Raw genomic sequence first — 19,646 nt, forward strand, 5'->3', positions numbered from 1 at the left:
TGTCCGGGATGCTGCGGCGCAGCGTCCCGGACACAGGACGACGTCACGGGCCCCGGTGCCTGGACCCGTGACGTCGGTGACTCACTGCTCGGTGAGGAGCCCGAAGTTCTCGAACGTGTAGATCGGGACCAGCTTGGCGTCCTCGACGCCGCCGATCCGCGGGTTCACGGCGAGGATCTTGAGGTTGTCGGCGAGCGGGAAGACCACCGCGTCCTCGGCGATCTGCGCCTGCAGGTCGGCGTAGATCGCCGTGCGGGCCTCGGGGTCGAGCTCGACGGCGCCCTGGTCGAACAGCGCGTCCGTGGCGGGGTTCGAGTACGAGAAGTAGTTCGCCGAGGCGCCCGTGCGGTACAGCAGGCTGTACGCGTCCGGGTCCTGGCCCATGATGTAGCCGCCGAGGAACGCGTCGTACTGCGAGTCGGCGCCCTTCTGGATCTCCTCGAAGACCGCGGCGGGCTCGATGCCGGCGAGCTCCACCGTGATGCCGGCGTCCTTCAGCTGCTGCTGGATGAGGGTCGCTTCGGTCTTCTGCGCGGGGTCGGCCCCGGCGTACGCGAGCGTGAACGAGAGGTCGGAGACGCCGGCCTCCTCGAGGAGGGCTGCCGAGGCATCCGCGTCCTGTTCGTACTTCTCGACGTCCTCGGTGGCGAACGCGTTGCTCGGCGGAAGGATCGTGTAGGCGTTCTCGTAGTAGTCGTCGCTGAGGAACGCGGCCGTGTTGATGTCGTCGCGGCTCAGGGCGAAGAAGATCGCCTGGCGGACCTTCTGGTCGGTGAGCTTGGCGGCGTTGAGGCCCAGGTAGGCCACGCGGCCCTCGGCGTACGGGTAGACGTTGAGTCCCGCGCCCTCGAGCTCGGCGATCGCGTCGGGCGTGGCGAACGACGCGTCGACCTCACCGGTCTGCAGCGCCGTCTTGGTCGTGTTCGGGTCCGACACGATGCGCAGCGTCAGCTCGGGGATCTTCGGCGCCTCGCCGTAGTAGTTCTCGTTCGCCTCGAACGTGAGGTACTGGCCGCGCTCGTACTCGGTGAGCGTGTAGGGGCCGGAACCGACCGCGAGCGGGTCGAGCTCGGTCACCGAGAAGTCGGTGACGTCGCCGTACACGTGCTCGGGGATGATGTACGTCTCGGTCGCGATGTTGCTGAGGGCCGCGGCGCTGACGCTCGGCAGGTGGAAGACCACGGTGCGCTCGTCGGTCGCCTCGGCGGTGATGGGCTGGTCGCCCACGTACAGCAGGTCGGCGTTGCCGTTCTCGCGGACGGCCTTGTTCGTGTACGTGAAGACGACGTCATCGGCCGTGAGGGGCTCGCCGTCGGACCACTTCAGGCCGTCCTTCAACGTGACGGTGACCGAGAGGCCGTCGTCGGCGGGCTCGATGGACTCGGCCAGCTCGTTGACGACGGTGCCGTCGCCCTCGACCCGCGCGAGCGGCGAGTAGACGATGTTCGTGACGGTCAGACCCCAGCGGTCGCTGACGTTGATCGGGTTGAGCGACGACGGGTCGCTCGCGATCGCGTAGGTGAGCTGGCCGGTGGCCTCGGCACCGGACGTCTCGGGTGCGGCATCGCCCTGCGCGCAGGCGGCCAGACCGATGGTCGCCGCCAGTGCCAGTGCGATGGGGGCGATCACTCGCCTCTTCGTCTTCATCTGTTTCGAGTCCTCTTCGCTGTGCATGCGCCGGAATGGACGCACCGTTCGAGCCTAGGCGGGGCTCCGGAGGCGAGGGCCGGGCGGGGCGAACAATTGCGAAGTATGACGACGCGCGGGCGCGCATGTGGACGTCAACGCGATGGGGATGCTTCGCACGATGCCCATCCGGCATGGTTCCGCGCACCCGCGGCCTACGCTCGGAACATGCTCCTCACCTCGCCGGTCACCCTCGAGAACGCGCATGTGCGACTGGAACCCCTCTCCCCCGAGCACGAGGCCGACCTCGCAGCCGCAGCCGTGGGGCTGGAGCACACCTGGTACACCTCGGTGCCGCGGCCGGAGGGCATCGCGGCCGACATCGCGCAGCGGCTGGCGTGGCGCGACGAGGGTCACATGAACCCGTGGGCGGTGCGTCGGCTCGATACCGGGCGAGTGATCGGCACGACCACGTTCTGCAACATCGACCAGGCCAACCGGCACGTCGAGATCGGGCACACGTGGATCGGACTCGAGGCCCAGCGCACGGCCGTGAACACCGCCTCGAAGCTGCTGCTGCTCGCCCACGCGTTCGATCGGTGCGACGCCATCGCGGTGGAGTTCCGCACGCACTGGCACAACCGCCAGTCCCGCGCCGCGATCGCGCGCCTCGGCGCCAAACAGGACGGCGTGCTCCGCAACCACCGCCTCGGCCCCGACGGCACCCTACGCGACACCGTGGTCTTCTCGATCCTCCCGACCGAGTGGCCCGCCGTCCGCCTCGACCTCACCGAGCGCCTCGCCCGCGGCTGACGCTGCGGGCGCAGCATCCGTTCCCGAAGACGGGTGCGGCAGGCTCAGGCTTCGACGGGCTCAGCCGTCGATGACGGCGACGAGCTCGTCGAGGAAGGCGTTGAAGTCGGTGCCCCGGCGGACGAGGCGCTGCACGCTGTCGCGCTCACTGAACACCTCGACGAACTGCTCGAACACGGTCTGGAAGGCCTCGCGGTCGGTCTCGGAGAACGCCACCAGCGCCACGACCTGCACGCGCCCGTCGCCCCACGGGATCGACGGGTCGGCGATGCCGATGGCGATGGCGGTGCGGGATGCCGTCATCTCGAGCGCGTGCGGCACCGCCAGGGCGTCGGTGAACGCGGTCGATGACAGGCGCTCGCGCTCGATCGTGCGCTCGACGTACTCGGCGTCGATCACCCCGCGGACCTGGAGCAGGGCGCCCAGCCCTCGGATCACGCCCTCCTCGCCGGCAGCCTCGTCGAGGCCGCGGAGGAACGCGGACGGCTCGAAGTAGCGCTCCAGCTCGGCGCGCAGCCGCGCGAGGCGGCGCGAGCGCCGGATCCTCCCCGCCGCGGCCTGCACGCGTTCGACGTCGGCGTCGGTGAGGAACGGCTGGATGCGCACGATCCGGTCGTTCGTCGTCGGCGGGTCGATCGTCGTCAGGACGAGGTCGGTGTCGATCGAGGCCCAGTCGGGATCGACGCGGGTCTCGACGCCGACGACCTCGATCGCCTGCCCGAGCGAGCGGTCGACGCTGGAGCGCAGCAGCTCGTGCAGGTCGTAGTAGCCGGGGCACACGATCGTCGCGGTGAGGAGCTGGTCCGCGCGACGGCTGCGTTCGAGCCGGCCCCCGACATGCATCGCGATGTAGGCGATCTCGTCGTCGGGCAGCGGGATGCCGAGCCGCTGCTGCAGCCTGCTCGCGATGAACACCGCGACCTCGAAGATCATGGGGTACGTCGACTTGAGCGACCGCGTCAGAGGGTTGCGCGACCAAGCCTGCTCGCGGGCGCGGTGCAGCAGGTTCTGCACGTGCAGCGCGAGCCGCGCCACGAAGTCGTCGTGCGCGATGTCGACGAGGAACTCGTCGGCGGCCGCCGTCACGACCTCGCGGACCACGGCCTCGACCTCGGGATCGAGTGACGACGGAGCGGTCCCGGATGCGGCGTCCTCATGCCCGTCGGGCGCGACGACACGCGTCAGCACCAGCGTCGCGAGGTGCTGCAGATCGGCACTGCCGAGCCGCACGCCGAGGTGCCGCTCGGACAGCTCCGCGATGATCTCGGCGACCTGGCTCTGAGTCGGCCGCTCCGCCGCGCTGCCGCCGGCCGCATCGAGCGGGCGGTCGCGCGACGTGCGGTCTGCGGCGATCGCGATGTGCATGACGACGTCGGCGATGCCGAACTCGTTGACGAACCAGCCCAGTTCGCCGAGGCGCGCGACGAGCTCGGTCTTGAACGGGCCGAACGCCTGGGCGCCGACCGATCCCTCGCCGAGCGTGCGGCGGAGGGCGGCGAGGTCGAAGGATCCGGCATCCATCTCGTCGTGGGCGAGCCTGCTCAGCAGGCGTCGCTGCGCGCCCTCGGTGCCGCGCAGCCGGGCGCGGGACGCGGAGCGCTCGAGGGTGAGCTCGGTTCCGCCGAGGAGTCCGCGGACGCGGGCAAGGTCGGCGTCGAGGGTGGCCGGCGAGACATGGAGCGCGTCGGCGGTCTCGAACACGTCGATGCCCTCCGGGGCGTCGAGCAGTGCACGCACCAACGTGTGCAGCCGATCGCGCGGTGTGCCCGTGTCGCCGCCCGCCCGGAGTGCCGCCGCGGCGTCGGATCCGGCGCGGTAGCCCTGCGGCCCGGACTCGACCGCGACGCCCGGCGCCACCCGCGCGTTCGCGGCAGTGACGTAGGAGCGGATGCTGCGCGGCGTCACGCCCAGCGCATCGGCGAGAGCGGATGCGGTGACCCAGTCGCCGTCGCGCAGGAGCAGTCCGAGCACACGATCTTGCCGGGCTCGGGTCACAGGCCCAGTCAACCACGCGCACCGGCGCCCGAGGCCGTCGGCCGCTTCCGCGTTTCCGCCCCCGCGGAAGAAGGAGTGGTTGTGCCGCTCCCAGCGTTCTCACAAGAATGGCCAGAAGAGGAGGCGGATCGATGAGGATCCTGGTGGTCTGCGGAGCGGGTGCCTCGAGCACCTTCGTCGCTCAGCGTGTGCGTCACGCGGCTCACGCAGAGGGACTCGACTATTCCGCCTTCGCCGGCACCGAGCAGTCGCTTCCGATCGATCTCGATGCCGCCGACGTCGTCCTCGTCGGTCCGCACCTGGTCCATGCGCTCGAGCGCATAGAACGGGATGCCGCCGCGAGAGGCACGACGGTGGTGCTGCTGCCGCCCGACATCTTCGGAGACCGGGACGGCACGCGGACACTCGCGCTGGTCCGCGCCGCGATCGGGAGCCCCGGGGGGCCGCTCCCGGCCGCGGATGCGGTGCCGCCACCCCAGGACTGAACTTCACCCCGCGACGAACCAGGAACAGACAGAGAGGTCACGACATGCCACCCATCTCCCGCACCGTCCGGATCGGATCGGCGCACGGTCTGCACGCGCGTCCGGCGAAGCTGTTCGCGCAGGCGGCGAAGGATGCCGGCATCCCGATCACCATCGCCAAGGACGCGGGAAGCCCCGTCAACGCGGCGAGCATCCTCGGCGTGATCGCCCTCGGCATCGAGCAGGGCGACTACGTGACCCTCACGGCAGACGGCGACGGGGCGGAGTCGACGCTCGACACGCTCGCGGAACTGCTCACCACCGACCACGACGCGGAGGCCTGAACCATGACCGAACTCCGGGGTGTGGGAATCGGACTGGGCGTCGCCCAGGGACCCGTCGCGCGAATGGCGGAGCCCGCGCCGGCTCCGTCGGACGCGCCGAGCACGATCAGTGCCGACGAGGAGAAGGCGCGCGTGACGGATGCCGTCGCCGCTGTCGCGCGCGAGCTCGAGGCCCGCGGGGCGCAGGCGGGCGGCGCCGCGCAGGAGGTGCTCGAGGCGCAGGCCATGATGGCCGAGGACCCGACCCTCGCCGACGAGATCGGCGCGCGGCTCGCGCAGGGCAAGACCGGTGAGTTCGCGGTGTACGACGCGTTCGCGTCGTTCCGCGATCAGCTCACGGCGATGGGCGGCTACCTCGGCGAGCGCGCCGCCGACCTCGACGACGTCGCGCAGCGCGTGATCGCCCGGCTGCGCGGGGTGCCGGCCCCCGGCGTGCCGGATCCCGGGCATCCGTTCGTGCTCGTCGCCAAGGACCTCGCACCGGCCGACACCGCGCTCCTCGACCTCACCAAGGTGCTGGCCCTCGTGACCACCGAGGGCGGCCCGACCTCTCACACCGCGATCCTCGCGCGCGAGAAGTCGATCGTCGCGATCGTGGGCGCAACCTCGGCGACGGGACTGCGCGACGGCGAGACGGTGATCGTGGATGCCGCCGCCGGCGTCGTGACGACCGACCCGACCGCCGACGAGCTCGAGCGGGCGCAGAACCGCGCGGACGCACGTGCGTCCGCAGCATCCGCTCCCATCACCGACGGCGCCCTCGCGGACGGCACCGCGATCCCGCTGCTGGCGAACCTCGGCAACCCGGAGGGCGCCGCCGACGCGGTCGCGCTGGGCGCCGAGGGCGTGGGACTGTTCCGCACCGAGTTCCTGTTCCTGAGCTCCAACCAGGCACCCACCGTCGAGCAGCAGCGCGAGTCGTACACCAAGCTCCTCTCCGCGTTCCCGGGCAAGAAGGTCGTCGTGCGCGTGCTCGACGCCGGCGCCGACAAGCCGCTCGCGTTCCTGAACGACGCGCACGAGGAGAACCCCGCGCTCGGGCTCCGAGGCATCCGTGCCCTCCGCGCCAGCGAGGACATCCTGCGCGAACAACTCACGGCCCTCGCCGAAGCGGATGCCGCCACCGACGCCGACCTGTGGGTCATGGCGCCGATGATCGCCACCGTCGAGGAGACGGAGTACTTCACCGCCCTCGCCCGCGACTACGGCATCAAGACCGCCGGCGTCATGGTCGAGGTGCCCTCGTCCGCGCTTCTCGCCGACCGCATCCTGGTGGACGCGGACTTCGCCTCCATCGGCACCAACGACCTCACGCAGTACACGCTCGCCGCAGACCGGCTCCTCGGATCGGTCGCGTCGTTCCAGGATCCGTGGCACCCGGCGGTGCTGCGCCTGATCCGCGAGGTCGGCGACGCCGGCCGCGCGAACGGCAAGCCGGTCGGCATCTGCGGTGAGGCGGCGGCAGATCCCCTGCTCGCCGTCGTGCTCGTCGGCCTGGGCGCCACGAGCCTGTCCATGGCACCCACGGCCCTCGCCGACGTGCGCGCCACCCTTCTCCAGCACACCATCGCCCAGGCGCGCGACATCGCCACGGCCGCACTCGCCGCCAATGACGCGGCAGCCGCCCGGTCCGCAGCCCAGCAGGCGGCCACCCGATAGGTCGCCCCGGCGACCCGGACACCCACACACAAGGGAGACAGCAAAATGACAACGGCGTCAGTGCCCGCCTCGGGCACCAGCAAGGCGCGGGTCGGAGTCCAGCGCTTCGGCACGTTCCTGTCCGGCATGATCATGCCGAACATCCCCGCGCTCATCGCGTGGGGCATCTTCACCGCGTTCTTCATCGCGGTCGGCTGGACCCCGGTCCCGGCGCTCGCGACGCTGGTGGGGCCCTTCATCCACTACCTCCTGCCGATCCTCATCGCCTACACGGGCGGCAACATCATCTACGGCGTGCGCGGCGGCGTGGTGGCCTCGATCGGCACGTTCGGCGCGATCGCGGGGTCGGACTATCTGATCGCGCAGATCAACGCCGATCTGCCGGCCGACAACCAGCTCGGCCAGGTGCACATGTTCATCGGAGCGATGATCATGGCCCCGATCTGCGCCTATTCCATGAGGTGGCTCGACAGCCTCTGGGAGGGCAAGATCAAGGCCGGCTTCGAGATGCTCGTGAACATGTTCTCGGCGGGCATCTGGGGCTTCGTACTCGCGATCATCGGTTTCTACCCGATCGCGTGGGTCGTCAACGGCATCATGCAGGTGCTCAGCAACGCGGTCGACTGGCTCGTCTCGATGAACCTGCTGCCGCTGACGAGCATCATCATCGAGCCGGCGAAGGTGTTCTTCCTGAACAACGCCATCAACCACGGCGTGCTGACGCCGCTGGGCATCCAGGAGTCCGCCGACACCGGTTCGTCGATCCTGTTCCTCCTCGAGGCCAACCCCGGCCCCGGTGTGGGTCTGCTCCTCGCGTTCACGTTCTTCGGCATCGGCGCCGCGCGCGCCTCGGCCCCGGGCGCCGCGGTGATCCAGTTCTTCGGCGGCATCCACGAGGTGTACTTCCCGTACGCGCTCATGAAGCCGATGCTGATCCTCGCACTGATCGCGGGCGGCATGACCGGCGTCACGACGAACATGCTCCTCGGCGGTGCGCTGAGAGCGCCTGCGGCACCAGGCAGCATCTTCGCGGTCATCGCCCAAGTCGCGAACAACTCCTACGTCGCGGTGCTCCTGTCGGTGGTCCTCGCCGCCACGGTGACGTTCCTCATCTCGTGGGTCATCCTGCGGGCGTCGCGCAAGCGCGACCTCGAGGCGATGGCGGCGACCGATGACGCGTTCGGCGCGGCGATCACGCAGACCGCGGCCGCCAAGGGCAAGACGTCGGCGGCGCTCGACGGCCTGCGCAGCGGCGCTGCCACGAGCGCGGACGGCGGCATCGAGCCCGCCACCATGACCGAGCGCGAGATCAGGAACATCGTGTTCGCGTGCGACGCGGGCATGGGTTCGTCGGCCATGGGCGCGAGCGTGCTGCGCAACAAGATCAAGAAGGCGGGCATCGACGACGTCACGGTCACCAACAAGGCGATCGCGGCCCTGGACGCGTCGGCGGATCTCGTGATCACGCAGAACCAGCTCACCGATCGGGCGCGGCAGAAGACGCCGGGTTCGGTCCACGTGTCGGTCGACAACTTCATGAACTCGCCGCGCTACGACGAGGTCGTGGACCTTGTCCGCGCCCAGCACGAGGATGGGACTGCGTAGCTGAGACCGCGGTGGGGCCGGGCGGGCGAGAAGCCCCCGGCCCCATCGCCCTCGGCACGGCCGCGCCCCGCTGCTCGGTACGGGCGGCGGGTCGCGGCATCCGTATCTCCTCCGACGACACCAGAGACGAACGACGAGAAAGGCGAGAACATGGCACGCGAGGTTCTGAGCATCGGGCAGGTGCGCATCCACTCCGGGAGCGCGACACGCGACGAGGCGATGCGGGAGGCGGCCGACATCCTCCAGTCGGCGGGCGCGGTCACCGGCGCCTACTACGACGCGATGCTCCAGCGCGAGCAGACCGTGTCGACGTACATGGGCAACGAGCTCGCGATCCCCCACGGCACCAACGAGACCAAGGGTGAGATCCTCGAGTCGGCGCTGTCGGTCGTGCGCTACGACGGCGGCGTGGATTGGGACGGCAACCCCGTGACCTTCGTGGTCGGCATCGCTGGCAAGGGCGACGAGCACCTCGAGATCCTGTCGCAGATCGCGATCCTCTTCTCGGACGAGGACGAGGTCGAACGCCTCAAGACCGCGCAGACGCCGGAGGAGCTGTTCGGCCTGGTGTCGGCGGCGGGCGTGTGATGAAGGCCGTCCACTTCGGGGCCGGCAACATCGGGCGAGGGTTCGTCGGGCTGCTCCTGCACGAGGGCGGGTATCAGCTCGTCTTCTCGGACGTCGCCGCCCCGCTCGTCGACGCGATCAACCACGTGTCCCGCTACACGGTGCACGAGGTGGGCGAGGGCGGTCGCGACACGGTGGTGACGGGTTTCACAGCCATCAACAGCGCGGAGCACCCCGACAAGGTCATCGACGAGATCGCCGGAGCCAACGTCGTCACGACGGCGGTCGGACCCACGATCCTGAAGTTCGTCGCGCCGCACATCGTCGCAGGGCTGGCGCTGCGCGACCCGTCGAGCCCGCCGCTGCAGATCATGGCGTGCGAGAACGCGATCAACGCCACCGACCTGCTGCGCGACGAGATCAAGGCCCTCGCCGGCGACGCATGGGATGCCCTCGCAGCCCGCGCCGTCTTCGCCAATACGGCGGTCGACCGCATCGTGCCGGCCCAGCCGGAGGGCGCCGGCGTCGACGTCACGGTCGAGCCGTTCTTCGAATGGGCGATCGAGCGGCCGCCGTTCGGCGACGACCCGCCCCACATCCCGGGGGCGCACTTCGTCGACGACCTCGCGCCCTACATCGAGCGGAAGCTCTTCACAGTCAACACCGGGCACGCGGCCACGGCCTACTTCGGGGCGCAGGCCGGGGTCGAGGGGATCGCCGGGGCACTGGCCGACCCGGCGATCGCGTCGCGGGTCGAGGCGGCGCTCGAAGAGACGTCGGCGCTGCTGGAAGCGAAGCACGGGCTCGACGCGGCCTCGCTGGCGGACTACCGCGCGACGATCCTCGGCCGGTTCCGCAACAAGGCGCTCCCCGACACCGTGTGGCGCGTCGGCCGGCAGCCGCTGCGCAAGCTCTCGCGGCACGAGCGATTCGTCGGTCCGGCGGCCGAGGCCGCAGAACGCGGGCTCGGGGTCGACGCCCTGGTCGCGGCGATGGGTGCGGCGCTCGCGTTCGACGACACCGAGGACGCCCAGTCGGTGGACCTGCAGCGGATGCTACGGGAACAGGATGCCGCCTCCTTCACCGAGTCGGTCACGGGCCTCGAGCCGCAGCATCCACTCTTCCCGAAGGTCGAGGCGATCGTGGCGGCCCGGCAGGCGGAGCTCGGAAGCGCGAAAGGGTAGATTCCCGCCGGGCTACGCTCGTGAGGTGAACGCACGCGACGCCGACCCCGCACCCGACGCCGACCCCGCGACGGGCGCCCCGTCCGCACGGGCGACAAAGCCCCGCCGACGTGGGCTGCGGGTCCTGTGGTGGATCCTCGGCTCGATCGGGGCGCTCATCGTGCTCGCGGTCGTCGGCATCCTCATCTGGAGCCAGGTGGGCGTCATGGGCGCCGAGGCGGATCCGCTCGCGGAGGTGAAAGCCAACCCCGGCATCGAGATCACCGACACCGACGCGGGCATCGTGCTCTCCCCCGCCGGCGAGTCCGCCGACGTGGGACTGGTGTACATCCCGGGGGCCAAGGTCGACCCGTGGGCGTACGCGTACAAGGTCTCGGGCCTCGTCGCCGAGGACGGCGTCACCGTCGTCATCACCAAGCCGTGGCTCAACCTCGCGTTCTTCGATGTCCGGCCGCTGTCGACATTCACCGGCCTCGCGCCCGACGTCGACACGTGGCTGGTGGGCGGGCACTCGCTCGGAGGCGTCCGGGCGTGCCAGCTCGCGTCGGATGCCGACGGCCTGGCGCTGTTCGGCTCCTACTGCTCGAACGACCTGTCGGAGTCGGGTCTGCCGGTGATCAGCGTCTCCGGCAGCGAGGACGGCCTCTCGACGCCCGAGAAGATCGCGGACGCCCGTCACCTGCTGCCCGAGGACGCCGAGATGCACGAGATCGAGGGTGCGAGCCACTCCTCGTTCGGCGACTACGGCCTGCAGGCCGGCGACAACACCCCGACGATCTCCGACGAGGACATGCGCGACCAGCTCACCGAGCTCGTCGGAGCCTTCGCGCTCGCGCGGGGCTGAGCCGTGGCGCTCACGCTGGTCCTCGCGGCGATCGCAGCCTTCGTCGCGGCCGTGATCCAGCGCATCACCGGGCTCGGCTTCGTGCTTGTGCTCGTCGGGCCGATCGTCTTGCTCTACGGACCGGTCGAGGGGGTCACGATCGCGGTGCTGCTCGCCCTCGTGGCTGCGTGCACAGCGGTTCCGTTCGTCTGGAAGCACGTCGAGTGGCGGCGCACGTGGTGGCTCATCTGGCCGGGCCTCATTGCCTCGCCGTTCGGCGTGCTGCTGGTGCACCTGCTGCCCGAGGCCGCCCTGCTGCTGCTGATCGCCGCGATGGCGTACTTCGCGCTCGTGGCGAGTCATATTCCCGCGCTCTCGGCATCGCTGTCCGGCCGTACTGGCGCGATCGTCGCCGGATCGGCCGCCGGCTTCATGAACGCCGCGAGCGGTCTGTCCGGCCCCGCACTGGCCGCGTACGCGGTCGGCGACAAGTGGCCGCAGCGCCGCTTCGCGGCCAGCGTGCAGGTCATCTTCCTGGCATTCGGCGTCGCGTCCGTGGCGCTGCGAGGGTTGCCCGTCTCCCCCATCGAGGACGTGAGCACTCTCGTGGTCGCCACGATCGCGGGCATCGCGATCGGCACGATCCTGTCGCGCAACGTGTCGCCGCGGATCGCCCGGGTGGCGATGCTCGCCATCGCGTGGGCCGGCGCGACAGTGGTGCTGGTGCGGGGCATCCTGGCAGTCTTCGTGTGAGGCGACGCGGGATTTCGGTTAATTCCGACTAACGCTTAGGGTTGCTCTCGAAACTGGGGTCGGCACCGTCGCGCCGACGACACGACGACGTGTGGAGACGGAATGAAGGACGCATGAGCGCGCACCGCTATGCCATCATCGGCGCCGGGCCTTCGGGCCTCTCCGCCGCTCGGGCGCTGCAGAGGGCCGGGATCGAGTTCGACGGCTTCGAGGCGTCGCGCGGCGTCGGCGGCCTCTGGGACATCGAGAACCCCCGCTCCACGATGTACGAGTCGGCACACCTCATCTCGTCGCGCACCACGACCGAGTTCGCCGAGTTCCCGATGCGCACGAAGGCCGACTACCCGAGCCACCGCGAGCTCATCACGTACTTCCGCGACTTCGCCGATCACTTCGGGCTGACCGCCCGATTCCGCTTCGACATGAAGGTCACCTCGCTCGAGCCCACGGACGACGGCGGCTGGATGCTGCGCGCCGAGGGTCTTTCGACAGACGAAGGTGTCGCACCGGTCGAGCAGCGCTACGACGGGGTGATCCTCGCGAACGGCACGCTCGCCGAGCCGAACGTCCCCGCGTTCCGTGGCGAGTTCACGGGTGAGCTCCTCCACACCAGCGCCTACAAGTCCGCGACCCAGCTCACCGGCAAGCGGGTGCTCATCATCGGCGCGGGCAACTCCGGCTGCGACATCGCGGTCGACGCCGTGCACCACGCGACATCCGTCGACATGAGCGTGCGCCGCGGCTACTACTTCGTGCCGCGCTACCTGTTCGGCAAGCCCTCCGACACCCTCAACCAGGGCAAGCCGCTCCCGGCGCGCATCAAGCAGTTCGTGGACACGCGCGTGCTGCGCGCCTTCACCGGCGACCCCGTGCGGTTCGGGTTCCCCAAGCCCGACTACAAGATCTACGAGTCGCACCCGATCGTCAACACGCTCATCCTCAACCACCTGGGCCAGGGCGACCTGCGGATCGTGCCCGACATCGACCGTTTCGACGGACGCACCGTGCACTTCCGCGACGGATCGTCGGCCGAGTACGACACGGTGATGCTCGCCACCGGCTACAAGCTCGACTATCCGTTCGTCGACCGCGCCGCGCTGGATTGGTCGGGCATGGCGCCGCGCCTCTTCCTCAACACCTTCACCCCGTCCTTCAACGGGCTGTACGTGATGGGCATGATCGAGGCATCCGGAATCGGCTGGCAGGGTCGGTACGAACAGGCCGAGCTCATCGCCGCGTACCTGGCGGCACTCCAACGCCACCCCGACCGCGCGGCAGCCTTCCGGGCGCGCGTGACGGGCGAACCGTGGCCCGACCTCACCGGGGGCTACAACTACCTCGGCCTCGAGCGCATGTCGTACTACGTCAACAAGGACGCCTACCGCGGCGCCGTCCGCACCGCCACCCAGGCGCTGAAGACGGATGCCGCATCCCGCGGCCCGCGACGGGCGCGCGGTGCCGCCCGCCGGGAGGTGACGGCGTGAACCCCGACGACGTCGTGCTCAACTTCAACCCGGGCACGCTCGTGATCCTCAACGTCGTGCTTGGGCTGATCATGTTCGGCATCGCGCTGGACACGACGCTGGATGACTTCAAGGTCGTCGCGCGCAAGCCGAAGCCCTTCGTCATCGCGATCCTCGCGCAGCTCATCGTGCTGCCCGCCGTGACGTTCGGGCTGACCCTGATCCTGCCGGTGACGCCGTCCATGGCGCTCGGCATGATCCTCGTCGCCTGCTGCCCGCCGGGGAACATCTCGCAGGTGCTGACGCATCGCTCCGGCGGCAATGTCGCGCTCTCGGTGTCGATGACCGCGGTCTCGAACATCATCTACATCCTCGTGCTGCCGCTGTCGATCGCGTTCTGGGGTTCGCTGCACCCGACGGCGCGCACGCTGCTCGAGGCGGTGTCGCTCGACGCGTGGGCGATGCTCGGCGACATCCTGCTCATCATCGGTCTGCCGTTCGCGCTGGGCCTGTTCATCCGGCACCGCTTCCCCACCTTCGCGAAGCGCGTGCAGCCGTTCGTGAAGTGGTTCTCGCTGCTCGCGCTCGTCGGCTTCATCGTCGCCGCACTCGTCGGCAACTGGGCCTACTTCGTCGCCTTCCTCGGCGTCATCATCCTCGTCGTGACGATCCACGACGCTGTCGCACTGGCGATCGGCTACAGCACCGCGGTCGTCGGCGGCCTCGGCACCCGCGAGCGCAAGGCGATGACGTTCGAGGTCGGCATCCGCAACGCGGGCCTGGGCCTCGGACTCGTCTTCGCGTTCTTCGGCGGCCTCGGCGGCATGGCGATCGTCGCCGGCTGGTGGGGCATCTGGGACATCATCGCGGGGCTCATCGTCGCGGCCCTCTGGGCGCGGCACACCAAGAAGCGCACGGGGTCGACCAAGGGCGACGCGTCCCGTCACGCGCTGCGCTCGTCGGCGGAGGGCGCGACGGGGTCCGTCGATCCCGCGGAGCCCGTCGCATGAGCCGCCGCGTCCTCGTCACCGGCGGCGCCGGCTTCCTCGGCTCGCACGTCGCCGCTGCGCTCGTTTCCCGCCCGGATGTCGAGCTGGTCGTGGCCGGCGACCTGCGGCGGCCGCAGCATCCCGTCGACGGCGTCGTGTACGACGAGTGCGACGTCACCCGTCCCGACGGCCTCGTACCGCTGCTGCGTCGCCACCGCATCGACGTCGTCGTGCACCTCGCCGCGATCGTCAACCCTGGCCGCGACCACGGTCTCGAGTACCGGGTGGATGTGGACGGCTCGCGGCACGTGCTCGAGGCGTGCGTGGAGGCCGGTGTGAAGCGGATCGTGGTGTCGTCGTCGGGCGCCGCCTACGGCTATCACGGCGACAACCCCGAGTGGCTGCGCGAGAGCGACCCCGTGCGGGGCAACGACGAGTTCCCGTATTCGAAGCACAAGCGCCTCGTCGAGCAGCTGCTCGCCGGATACCGCGACGCCCACCCCGAGCTCGAGCAGGTCGTGTTCCGCATCGGCACGATCCTGGGCCCGACGGTGCAGAACCAGATCACGGCGCTCTGGGACGGGCCCGCCCTCCTCAAGGTGCGCGGCTCGGAGTCGCCCTTCGTCTTCGTGTGGGTCGACGACGTCGCCGCCGCGATGGCGCGCGCCGCCACCGACGGCCCCCCCGGCATCTACAACGTCGCGGGCGACGGCCGCGTGACCGTGCCCGAGATCGCCCGGCGCCTGGGCAAGCCCGTCGTGACCGTGCCGGCCGGGCTGCTGGGCTTCGGCCTGCGGATGGGACGGATGCTACGCCTCACGGTCCACGGCCCGGAACAGGTGCGCTTCCTCCGCTACCGCCCCGTGCTCGCGAACGCGAAGCTGAAGGACGAGTTCGGGTTCACCCCCTCGAAGACCTCGTCCGAGGCCTTCGAGGCGTACCTGGCGTCACACCCCGACGTAGCCCGCCGCTGATCGGCCGCCGCGCCCCGGGCAACGGCATCCATCAGCAGCAACTCCTCAAACTTCTGGCGCCTGCCGCCGCCACACGTGCCCGGCCGCCCGGGACGGGCGCGATCTGAGGAGTTGTCGCCCACGCCCCGGGGGACTCGATCGATGACCGGGTGAACCTGGGATGTCGGGCGTCGCCGCCGGCAGGCGTTGCCGGGTGACGCCAACTCCTCAGATTCGTCGAGCCTCGGCGGTCGGCGTCTCGGGGGCGCTCCGAGATCGCTCCGAGTTGATGAGTTGCGGCTCCTCCCCAGGCAGGTGTCCGCGCCGCCTGTCCACCGAGCGACCCGGGGGTCGAACTGTCGGTGCCGGTCAGCAGGCACGCTGGCACGCATGCTCACCGCAGTCGATCGCACGCCCGCACCGCTGATGTGCGCCACGTTCCTCAGCCGCCACGAGCTCGCCCGTCGCGGCATCACCCGCGGTCACCTCTCTCGCGCTCTGCGCGACAAGCGGATCATCCGGGTACGCAGAGGGCGGTATGTCCACAGCGAGCTGCATCCCGACGTGATCGCCGTCGCGAGGATGGGTGGCCGGCTCGACTGCGTCTCGCTCATGCGCCACCTCGGAGTGTTCGTCCTCAGCCCGTCTCCCCTGCACTTTCAGGTGGATGTCGGGGCCAGCAGACTGCCCCCTCGCCTGGCCGGAGCGGTCTGCCACTGGCGGAGCTCGCAGTCTCCGGCCGCCGCGTTGACGGCGGATCTGGCGGAGGCATTGGCCCAGGCCGTGCGATGCCAGGGGCCGCGTGAGGCCGTCGCGACGCTCGACAGTGCCCTGCACGCGGGACTGATCGACGAGGACGCACTGGACAGCGTCTTCTCTCGACTGCCGAAGCGATTCCAGGCGCTGCGGCGTTTGATCGACGCGCGCAGCGAGTCGGGCTCCGAAACCCTGATGCGCCTCATCCTTCGCACACTCGATTGCCACGTGCAGCTTCAGGTCACGATCCGAGGCGTCGGGCGCGTCGACTTCGTCGTCGACGGCTGGCTCATTATCGAATGCGACAGCGAGGAGCATCACTCCGGGTGGGCGGCGCAGAAGCGCGACCGGCGGCGGGATCTTGCTGCAGCCCGGGTGGGTTACTCCACCGTGCGCGTGATCGCGGAGGACGTCTTCCACCACCGTGACGAGGTCCGCGAAGCGCTGGCTGAGGTGCTCGGACACGGGCCGCGCCGACGAGCACGGGGCTCCAACTCCTCAGTTTCCGCAACCCGGCGCTGAATGTGCCCGCGACATCGGCGCAGAACCCAGGAAACTGAGGAGTTATGACGCGACCACGCGGCCGCAGACTTGGAGAACGGATGCCGCGGGCCGCAGCATCCGCTCTCCAGAGCCGGTCAGGGGCTAGGCGTCGAAGCCGTCGGCGATGAGGTCGATGAGCTCCTCGCGCTCCTCCACCGGGAGGAAGGCGCCGGCGGCGGCGTTGAGCTGGAAGGCCTCGAGGTCGTCGAGGCCGTACTCGAAAGTCTCGGCGAGCAGCGCGAGCTCGCGCGTGAGCGATGTGCGGCTCATCGTGCGGTTGTCGACGTTCACGGTGACCGCGAAGCCCAGCTGGTAGAGCAGATCGAAGGGGTGGTCCTCCATCGTCGTGCCCCAGCGCTCGATGGCACCGGTCTGCAGGTTCGACGACGGCGAGAGCTCGAGCGGAATCTCGCGGTCGCGCACCCAGCGCGCCAGATCGCCGAACTGGACGAGCACCTCCTCGCCGGCGCGCGAGACGACCTCGAGGTCTTCGGCGAGGCGCACGCCGTGGCCGAGGCGCAGCGCGCGGCCGTCGATCAGCGCCGAGCGGATCGAGTCCAGGCCGGCGGCCTCGCCCGCGTGCACGGTGGCGGGGAAGAACTCCGACGCCAGGTAGTCGAACGCGTCGCGCAGGCGCGACGGCGGGAATCCGTCCTCGGGACCCGCGATGTCGAACCCGACCGCGCCCCGGTTGCGCCAGTCCACGGCCAGCCGTGCGATCTCGAGCGAGCGGTCGCTGTGGCGCATGGCGGAGATCAGCTGGCCGACACGGATGTCGTGGCCGCGGCTCTCGGCCGCGTCCTCGCCCTCCTCGATGCCCTCCTGCACCGCCGCGACGACCTCGTCGAGCGACAGCCCGCGGCCGAGGTGCTGCTCGGGAGCCCACCGCACCTCACCGTAGATGACGCCGTCGGCGGCGAGGTCCTCGACGAACTCGCGGGCGACCCGCGTGAGGCCCTCGCGCGTCTGCATGACGCCGATGGTCAGATCGAAGGTCTTGAGGTACTCGACGAGCGAGCCCGAGTCGCTCTTGTCGGCGAACCAGTCCGCGAGGTCGTCCGAGTCGGACTCGGGGACCTCGAACCCGATCGCGTCGGCCAGTTCGATGATCGTCGCGGGGCGCACGCCGCCGTCGAGGTGATCGTGCAGCGAGACCTTGGGCAGGCTGCGGAGCGACACTCCATCGAGGATGGCGTCGCCGTGCTGGTCGATGGGCATTTGGGATTCTCCTCGGTTGCGATCGCGAGTCAGTGATGTGCGGACGGATGCTGCGGCCCGGGCGCCGCATCGGGCCCGGCGCGGGACTGACTCAGCCTAGGCGGTGATGCGTTCCAGGACGAGAGGACTGCGCTCGGGTGCGTCGGGGCCGATCTCCCACGCCCCGTCGAGGGCTTCGAGGGCGCGGTCGAACCGGGAGGCATCCTCGCCGAGAAGGGTGAACAGCGGCTGGCCGGCCGTCACCTGATCGCCGGGCTTCACGTGAAGATCGATGCCCGCCGCGTGCAGCACCGGGTCCTGCGCGCGTGCGCGTCCGGCTCCCAGGCGCCACGCGGCGATGCCGAACGGGAGCGCCTCCATGCCGGTGACGTAGCCGCCCTCGGTGGCGGTGACCGTGTGCGTCTCGTTCGGGGTGGGGAGCGCAGCATCCGGATCGCCGTCCTGCGCGATGATCATCGCGCGCCAGGCGTCCATCGCACGGCCGTCCTGCAGCGCCGCCTCGACGTCGGCGTCCGGCTGGCCGGCGAGCGCGAGCATCTCGCGGGCGAGCGCCACCGTCAGCTCGACGACGTCGGCGGGGCCGCCGCCGGCGAGCACCTCGACCGACTCGCGCACCTCGTTGGCGTTGCCGATGGCGAGGCCGAGCGGCGTGTTCATGTCGGTGAGGAGGGCGGTCGTGGAGACGCCCGAGTCGGTGCCGAGCGCGACCATCGTGCGGGCGAGCTCGCGCGCCCGGTCGACGTCGCGCATGAAGGCGCCGGAGCCGAACTTCACGTCGAGCACGAGCGCGTCGGTGCCCTCGGCGATCTTCTTCGACATGATGCTCGACGCGATCAGCGGGATCGCCTCGACGGTGCCGGTGACGTCACGCAGCGCATAGAGCTTCTTGTCGGCCGGGGCGAGACCCGAGCCCGCGGCGCAGATCACAGCGCCGACATCGCGGAGTTGCGCGAACATCTCGTCGTTCGAGAGTGCCGCGCGCCAGCCCGGGATCGACTCGAGCTTGTCGAGCGTGCCGCCGGTGTGGCCGAGCCCGCGGCCCGACAGCTGCGGCACCGCGACGCCGAAGCTCGCGACGAGCGGAGCCAGCGGCAGCGTGATCTTGTCGCCGACGCCGCCGGTCGAGTGCTTGTCGACCGTCGGCTTGCCGAGCCCCGAGAAGCTCATCCGCTCCCCCGAGGCGATCATCGCGTCGGTCATGACGCGGATCTCGTCGCGCGACATGCCGTTGAGGAGGACGGCCATCGCGAACGAGGCCATCTGCGAGTCGGCGACGTAACCGCGCGTGTAGGCGTCGACCATCCAGCGCAGCGCCTGCTCCGGCACCGCACCGCCGTCGCGCTTGGTGCGGATCACGTCGACCGCGTCGAACGGCTCGACGCCCGTCGCATCGCTCATCGGGTCGCCTCCTCGAGGTCGCGGGGTCCGAACGCGTCGGGCAGCACCTCGTCGATGGTGCGGATGCCCGACACCGTCTCGAGCAGCATGCCGGGGATCGCGAATTCGAACAGCAGCTGCCGGCAGCGACCGCACGGCATGATCGTGTCGCCATGGCCGTTGACGCAGACGAATGCGACGAGGCTCCCGCCGCCCGAGTTCGCCAGCTCGCTGACGAGACCGCACTCGGCGCAGAGGGTGACGCCGTACGACGCGTTCTCGACGTTGCAGCCGGTGACGATGCGCCCGTCGGTCACGAGGGCGGCGGCGCCGACCTTGTAGCGCGAGTAGGGGGCGTAGGCCCGCTGCATCGCGTCGGTCGCCGCGGCGCGCAGCTCATCCCAGTCGATATCGGTCATGAGCGCGCTCCGTTCGCGTCGGGTCGGGTATCAGGAGGGTCGACGGATGCCGCGGCCCGGCATCCGTCGCCCTTCACACGCACGGCAGGCACCGC

General features: G+C 70.2%; 18 protein-coding genes. 13 read left to right on the forward strand and 5 right to left on the reverse strand.

Translation table 11 applies throughout. The features are described from left to right. Positions 1-81: 81 nt before the first annotated feature. Positions 82-1,629, reverse strand: coding sequence for an ABC transporter substrate-binding protein (locus ACFVSU_RS21365; RefSeq protein ID WP_387147872.1), 1,548 nt, complete (start codon positions 1,627-1,629; stop codon positions 82-84). Between the two features lie 225 nt (positions 1,630-1,854). Here ACFVSU_RS21365 and ACFVSU_RS21370 point away from each other — a divergent pair, with 225 nt between their 5' ends. After that, positions 1,855-2,439 (forward strand): GNAT family N-acetyltransferase, encoded by a 585-nt coding sequence (locus tag ACFVSU_RS21370; protein WP_387147875.1) that lies wholly within the window; start codon positions 1,855-1,857, stop codon positions 2,437-2,439. A gap of 60 nt (positions 2,440-2,499) precedes the next feature. Here the strand turns inward: ACFVSU_RS21370 and ACFVSU_RS21375 are convergent, their stop codons facing one another. Then, the gene (locus ACFVSU_RS21375) at positions 2,500-4,434 is read right to left on the reverse strand and encodes a BglG family transcription antiterminator (protein WP_387147878.1); all 1,935 of its coding nucleotides are present in this window, start codon (positions 4,432-4,434) and stop codon (positions 2,500-2,502) included. Positions 4,435-4,565: 131 nt separating this feature from the next. Between ACFVSU_RS21375 and ACFVSU_RS21380 the strand changes: the two genes are divergently transcribed. The 12 genes from ACFVSU_RS21380 to ACFVSU_RS21435 all read left to right on the forward strand — a co-directional run bounded on the left by ACFVSU_RS21380 (position 4,566) and on the right by ACFVSU_RS21435 (position 16,516). After that, positions 4,566-4,919 carry a PTS sugar transporter subunit IIB gene (locus ACFVSU_RS21380; protein WP_387147881.1) on the forward strand — a complete coding sequence of 118 codons (354 nt, stop codon included), beginning with the start codon at positions 4,566-4,568 and terminating at the stop codon, positions 4,917-4,919. 44 nt (positions 4,920-4,963) lie between these two features. Further along, positions 4,964-5,242: an HPr family phosphocarrier protein gene (locus tag ACFVSU_RS21385; RefSeq protein WP_045300983.1), complete on the forward strand. Its 279-nt coding sequence runs from the start codon at positions 4,964-4,966 to the stop codon at positions 5,240-5,242. A gap of 3 nt (positions 5,243-5,245) precedes the next feature. Then, entirely contained in the window at positions 5,246-6,901 is a 1,656-nt protein-coding gene (gene ptsP, locus ACFVSU_RS21390) for a phosphoenolpyruvate--protein phosphotransferase (protein ID WP_387147884.1), read from the forward strand. A gap of 45 nt (positions 6,902-6,946) precedes the next feature. Then, positions 6,947-8,506, forward strand: a complete 1,560-nt coding sequence (locus tag ACFVSU_RS21395) for a PTS mannitol transporter subunit IICB (RefSeq protein WP_387147887.1) — start codon at positions 6,947-6,949, stop codon at positions 8,504-8,506. Between the two features lie 150 nt (positions 8,507-8,656). After that, the gene (locus ACFVSU_RS21400; RefSeq protein ID WP_056370616.1) at positions 8,657-9,094 is read left to right on the forward strand and encodes a PTS sugar transporter subunit IIA; all 438 of its coding nucleotides are present in this window, start codon (positions 8,657-8,659) and stop codon (positions 9,092-9,094) included. Continuing rightward, the gene (locus ACFVSU_RS21405; RefSeq protein ID WP_387147891.1) at positions 9,094-10,257 is read left to right on the forward strand and encodes a mannitol-1-phosphate 5-dehydrogenase; all 1,164 of its coding nucleotides are present in this window, start codon (positions 9,094-9,096) and stop codon (positions 10,255-10,257) included. Before ACFVSU_RS21400 ends, ACFVSU_RS21405 begins: the two co-directional genes overlap by 1 nt. 25 nt (positions 10,258-10,282) lie before the next feature. Beyond that, positions 10,283-11,101, forward strand: coding sequence for an alpha/beta hydrolase (locus tag ACFVSU_RS21410; protein WP_387147894.1), 819 nt, complete (start codon positions 10,283-10,285; stop codon positions 11,099-11,101). 3 nt (positions 11,102-11,104) lie between these two features. Beyond that, entirely contained in the window at positions 11,105-11,833 is a 729-nt protein-coding gene (locus ACFVSU_RS21415; protein WP_387147897.1) for a TSUP family transporter, read from the forward strand. A gap of 113 nt (positions 11,834-11,946) precedes the next feature. Continuing rightward, positions 11,947-13,317 carry a flavin-containing monooxygenase gene (locus tag ACFVSU_RS21420; protein ID WP_387147900.1) on the forward strand — a complete coding sequence of 457 codons (1,371 nt, stop codon included), beginning with the start codon at positions 11,947-11,949 and terminating at the stop codon, positions 13,315-13,317. Then, positions 13,314-14,306, forward strand: a complete 993-nt coding sequence (locus ACFVSU_RS21425) for a bile acid:sodium symporter family protein (RefSeq protein WP_387147903.1) — start codon at positions 13,314-13,316, stop codon at positions 14,304-14,306. The genes ACFVSU_RS21420 and ACFVSU_RS21425 overlap by 4 nt, the downstream gene beginning before the upstream one ends. Then, positions 14,303-15,259 (forward strand): SDR family oxidoreductase, encoded by a 957-nt coding sequence (locus ACFVSU_RS21430; RefSeq protein ID WP_387147906.1) that lies wholly within the window; start codon positions 14,303-14,305, stop codon positions 15,257-15,259. The genes ACFVSU_RS21425 and ACFVSU_RS21430 overlap by 4 nt, the downstream gene beginning before the upstream one ends. A gap of 369 nt (positions 15,260-15,628) precedes the next feature. Next, a complete protein-coding gene (locus tag ACFVSU_RS21435) occupies positions 15,629-16,516 on the forward strand; it encodes a DUF559 domain-containing protein (RefSeq protein WP_387147909.1) in 888 nt (295 codons plus the stop codon). A gap of 123 nt (positions 16,517-16,639) precedes the next feature. On the opposite strand, the gene ACFVSU_RS21440 is transcribed toward ACFVSU_RS21435, so the two are convergent. The 3 genes from ACFVSU_RS21440 to ACFVSU_RS21450 form a co-directional block, all read right to left on the reverse strand. After that, positions 16,640-17,755: an adenosine deaminase gene (locus ACFVSU_RS21440; protein WP_387147912.1), complete on the reverse strand. Its 1,116-nt coding sequence runs from the start codon at positions 17,753-17,755 to the stop codon at positions 16,640-16,642. A 96-nt stretch (positions 17,756-17,851) separates the two neighbouring features. Further along, positions 17,852-19,153, reverse strand: coding sequence for a thymidine phosphorylase (locus ACFVSU_RS21445; RefSeq protein ID WP_387147915.1), 1,302 nt, complete (start codon positions 19,151-19,153; stop codon positions 17,852-17,854). Then, the gene (locus ACFVSU_RS21450; RefSeq protein ID WP_310289255.1) at positions 19,150-19,551 is read right to left on the reverse strand and encodes a cytidine deaminase; all 402 of its coding nucleotides are present in this window, start codon (positions 19,549-19,551) and stop codon (positions 19,150-19,152) included. Before ACFVSU_RS21450 ends, ACFVSU_RS21445 begins: the two co-directional genes overlap by 4 nt. Positions 19,552-19,646: the final 95 nt, after the last annotated feature.

The organism is Microbacterium sp. NPDC058062 (assembly GCF_042885375.1).
GTDB lineage: Bacteria > Actinomycetota > Actinomycetes > Actinomycetales > Microbacteriaceae > Microbacterium > Microbacterium trichothecenolyticum_C.

Excerpts from the sequence above, each read along its gene's own strand:
- ACFVSU_RS21370 (WP_387147875.1), top strand. The coding sequence starts at position 1,855 with ATGCTCCTCACCTCGCCGGTCACCCTCGAGAACGCGCATGTGCGACTG.
- ACFVSU_RS21380 (WP_387147881.1), top strand. The coding sequence starts at position 4,566 with ATGAGGATCCTGGTGGTCTGCGGAGCGGGTGCCTCGAGCACCTTCGTC.
- ACFVSU_RS21385 (WP_045300983.1), top strand. The coding sequence starts at position 4,964 with ATGCCACCCATCTCCCGCACCGTCCGGATCGGATCGGCGCACGGTCTG.
- ptsP (WP_387147884.1), top strand. The coding sequence starts at position 5,246 with ATGACCGAACTCCGGGGTGTGGGAATCGGACTGGGCGTCGCCCAGGGA.
- ACFVSU_RS21395 (WP_387147887.1), top strand. The coding sequence starts at position 6,947 with ATGACAACGGCGTCAGTGCCCGCCTCGGGCACCAGCAAGGCGCGGGTC.
- ACFVSU_RS21400 (WP_056370616.1), top strand. The coding sequence starts at position 8,657 with ATGGCACGCGAGGTTCTGAGCATCGGGCAGGTGCGCATCCACTCCGGG.
- ACFVSU_RS21405 (WP_387147891.1), top strand. The coding sequence starts at position 9,094 with ATGAAGGCCGTCCACTTCGGGGCCGGCAACATCGGGCGAGGGTTCGTC.
- ACFVSU_RS21420 (WP_387147900.1), top strand. The coding sequence starts at position 11,947 with ATGAGCGCGCACCGCTATGCCATCATCGGCGCCGGGCCTTCGGGCCTC.
- ACFVSU_RS21430 (WP_387147906.1), top strand. The coding sequence starts at position 14,303 with ATGAGCCGCCGCGTCCTCGTCACCGGCGGCGCCGGCTTCCTCGGCTCG.
- ACFVSU_RS21435 (WP_387147909.1), top strand. The coding sequence starts at position 15,629 with ATGCTCACCGCAGTCGATCGCACGCCCGCACCGCTGATGTGCGCCACG.
- ACFVSU_RS21440 (WP_387147912.1), bottom strand. The coding sequence starts at position 17,755 with ATGCCCATCGACCAGCACGGCGACGCCATCCTCGATGGAGTGTCGCTC.
- ACFVSU_RS21445 (WP_387147915.1), bottom strand. The coding sequence starts at position 19,153 with ATGAGCGATGCGACGGGCGTCGAGCCGTTCGACGCGGTCGACGTGATC.
- ACFVSU_RS21450 (WP_310289255.1), bottom strand. The coding sequence starts at position 19,551 with ATGACCGATATCGACTGGGATGAGCTGCGCGCCGCGGCGACCGACGCG.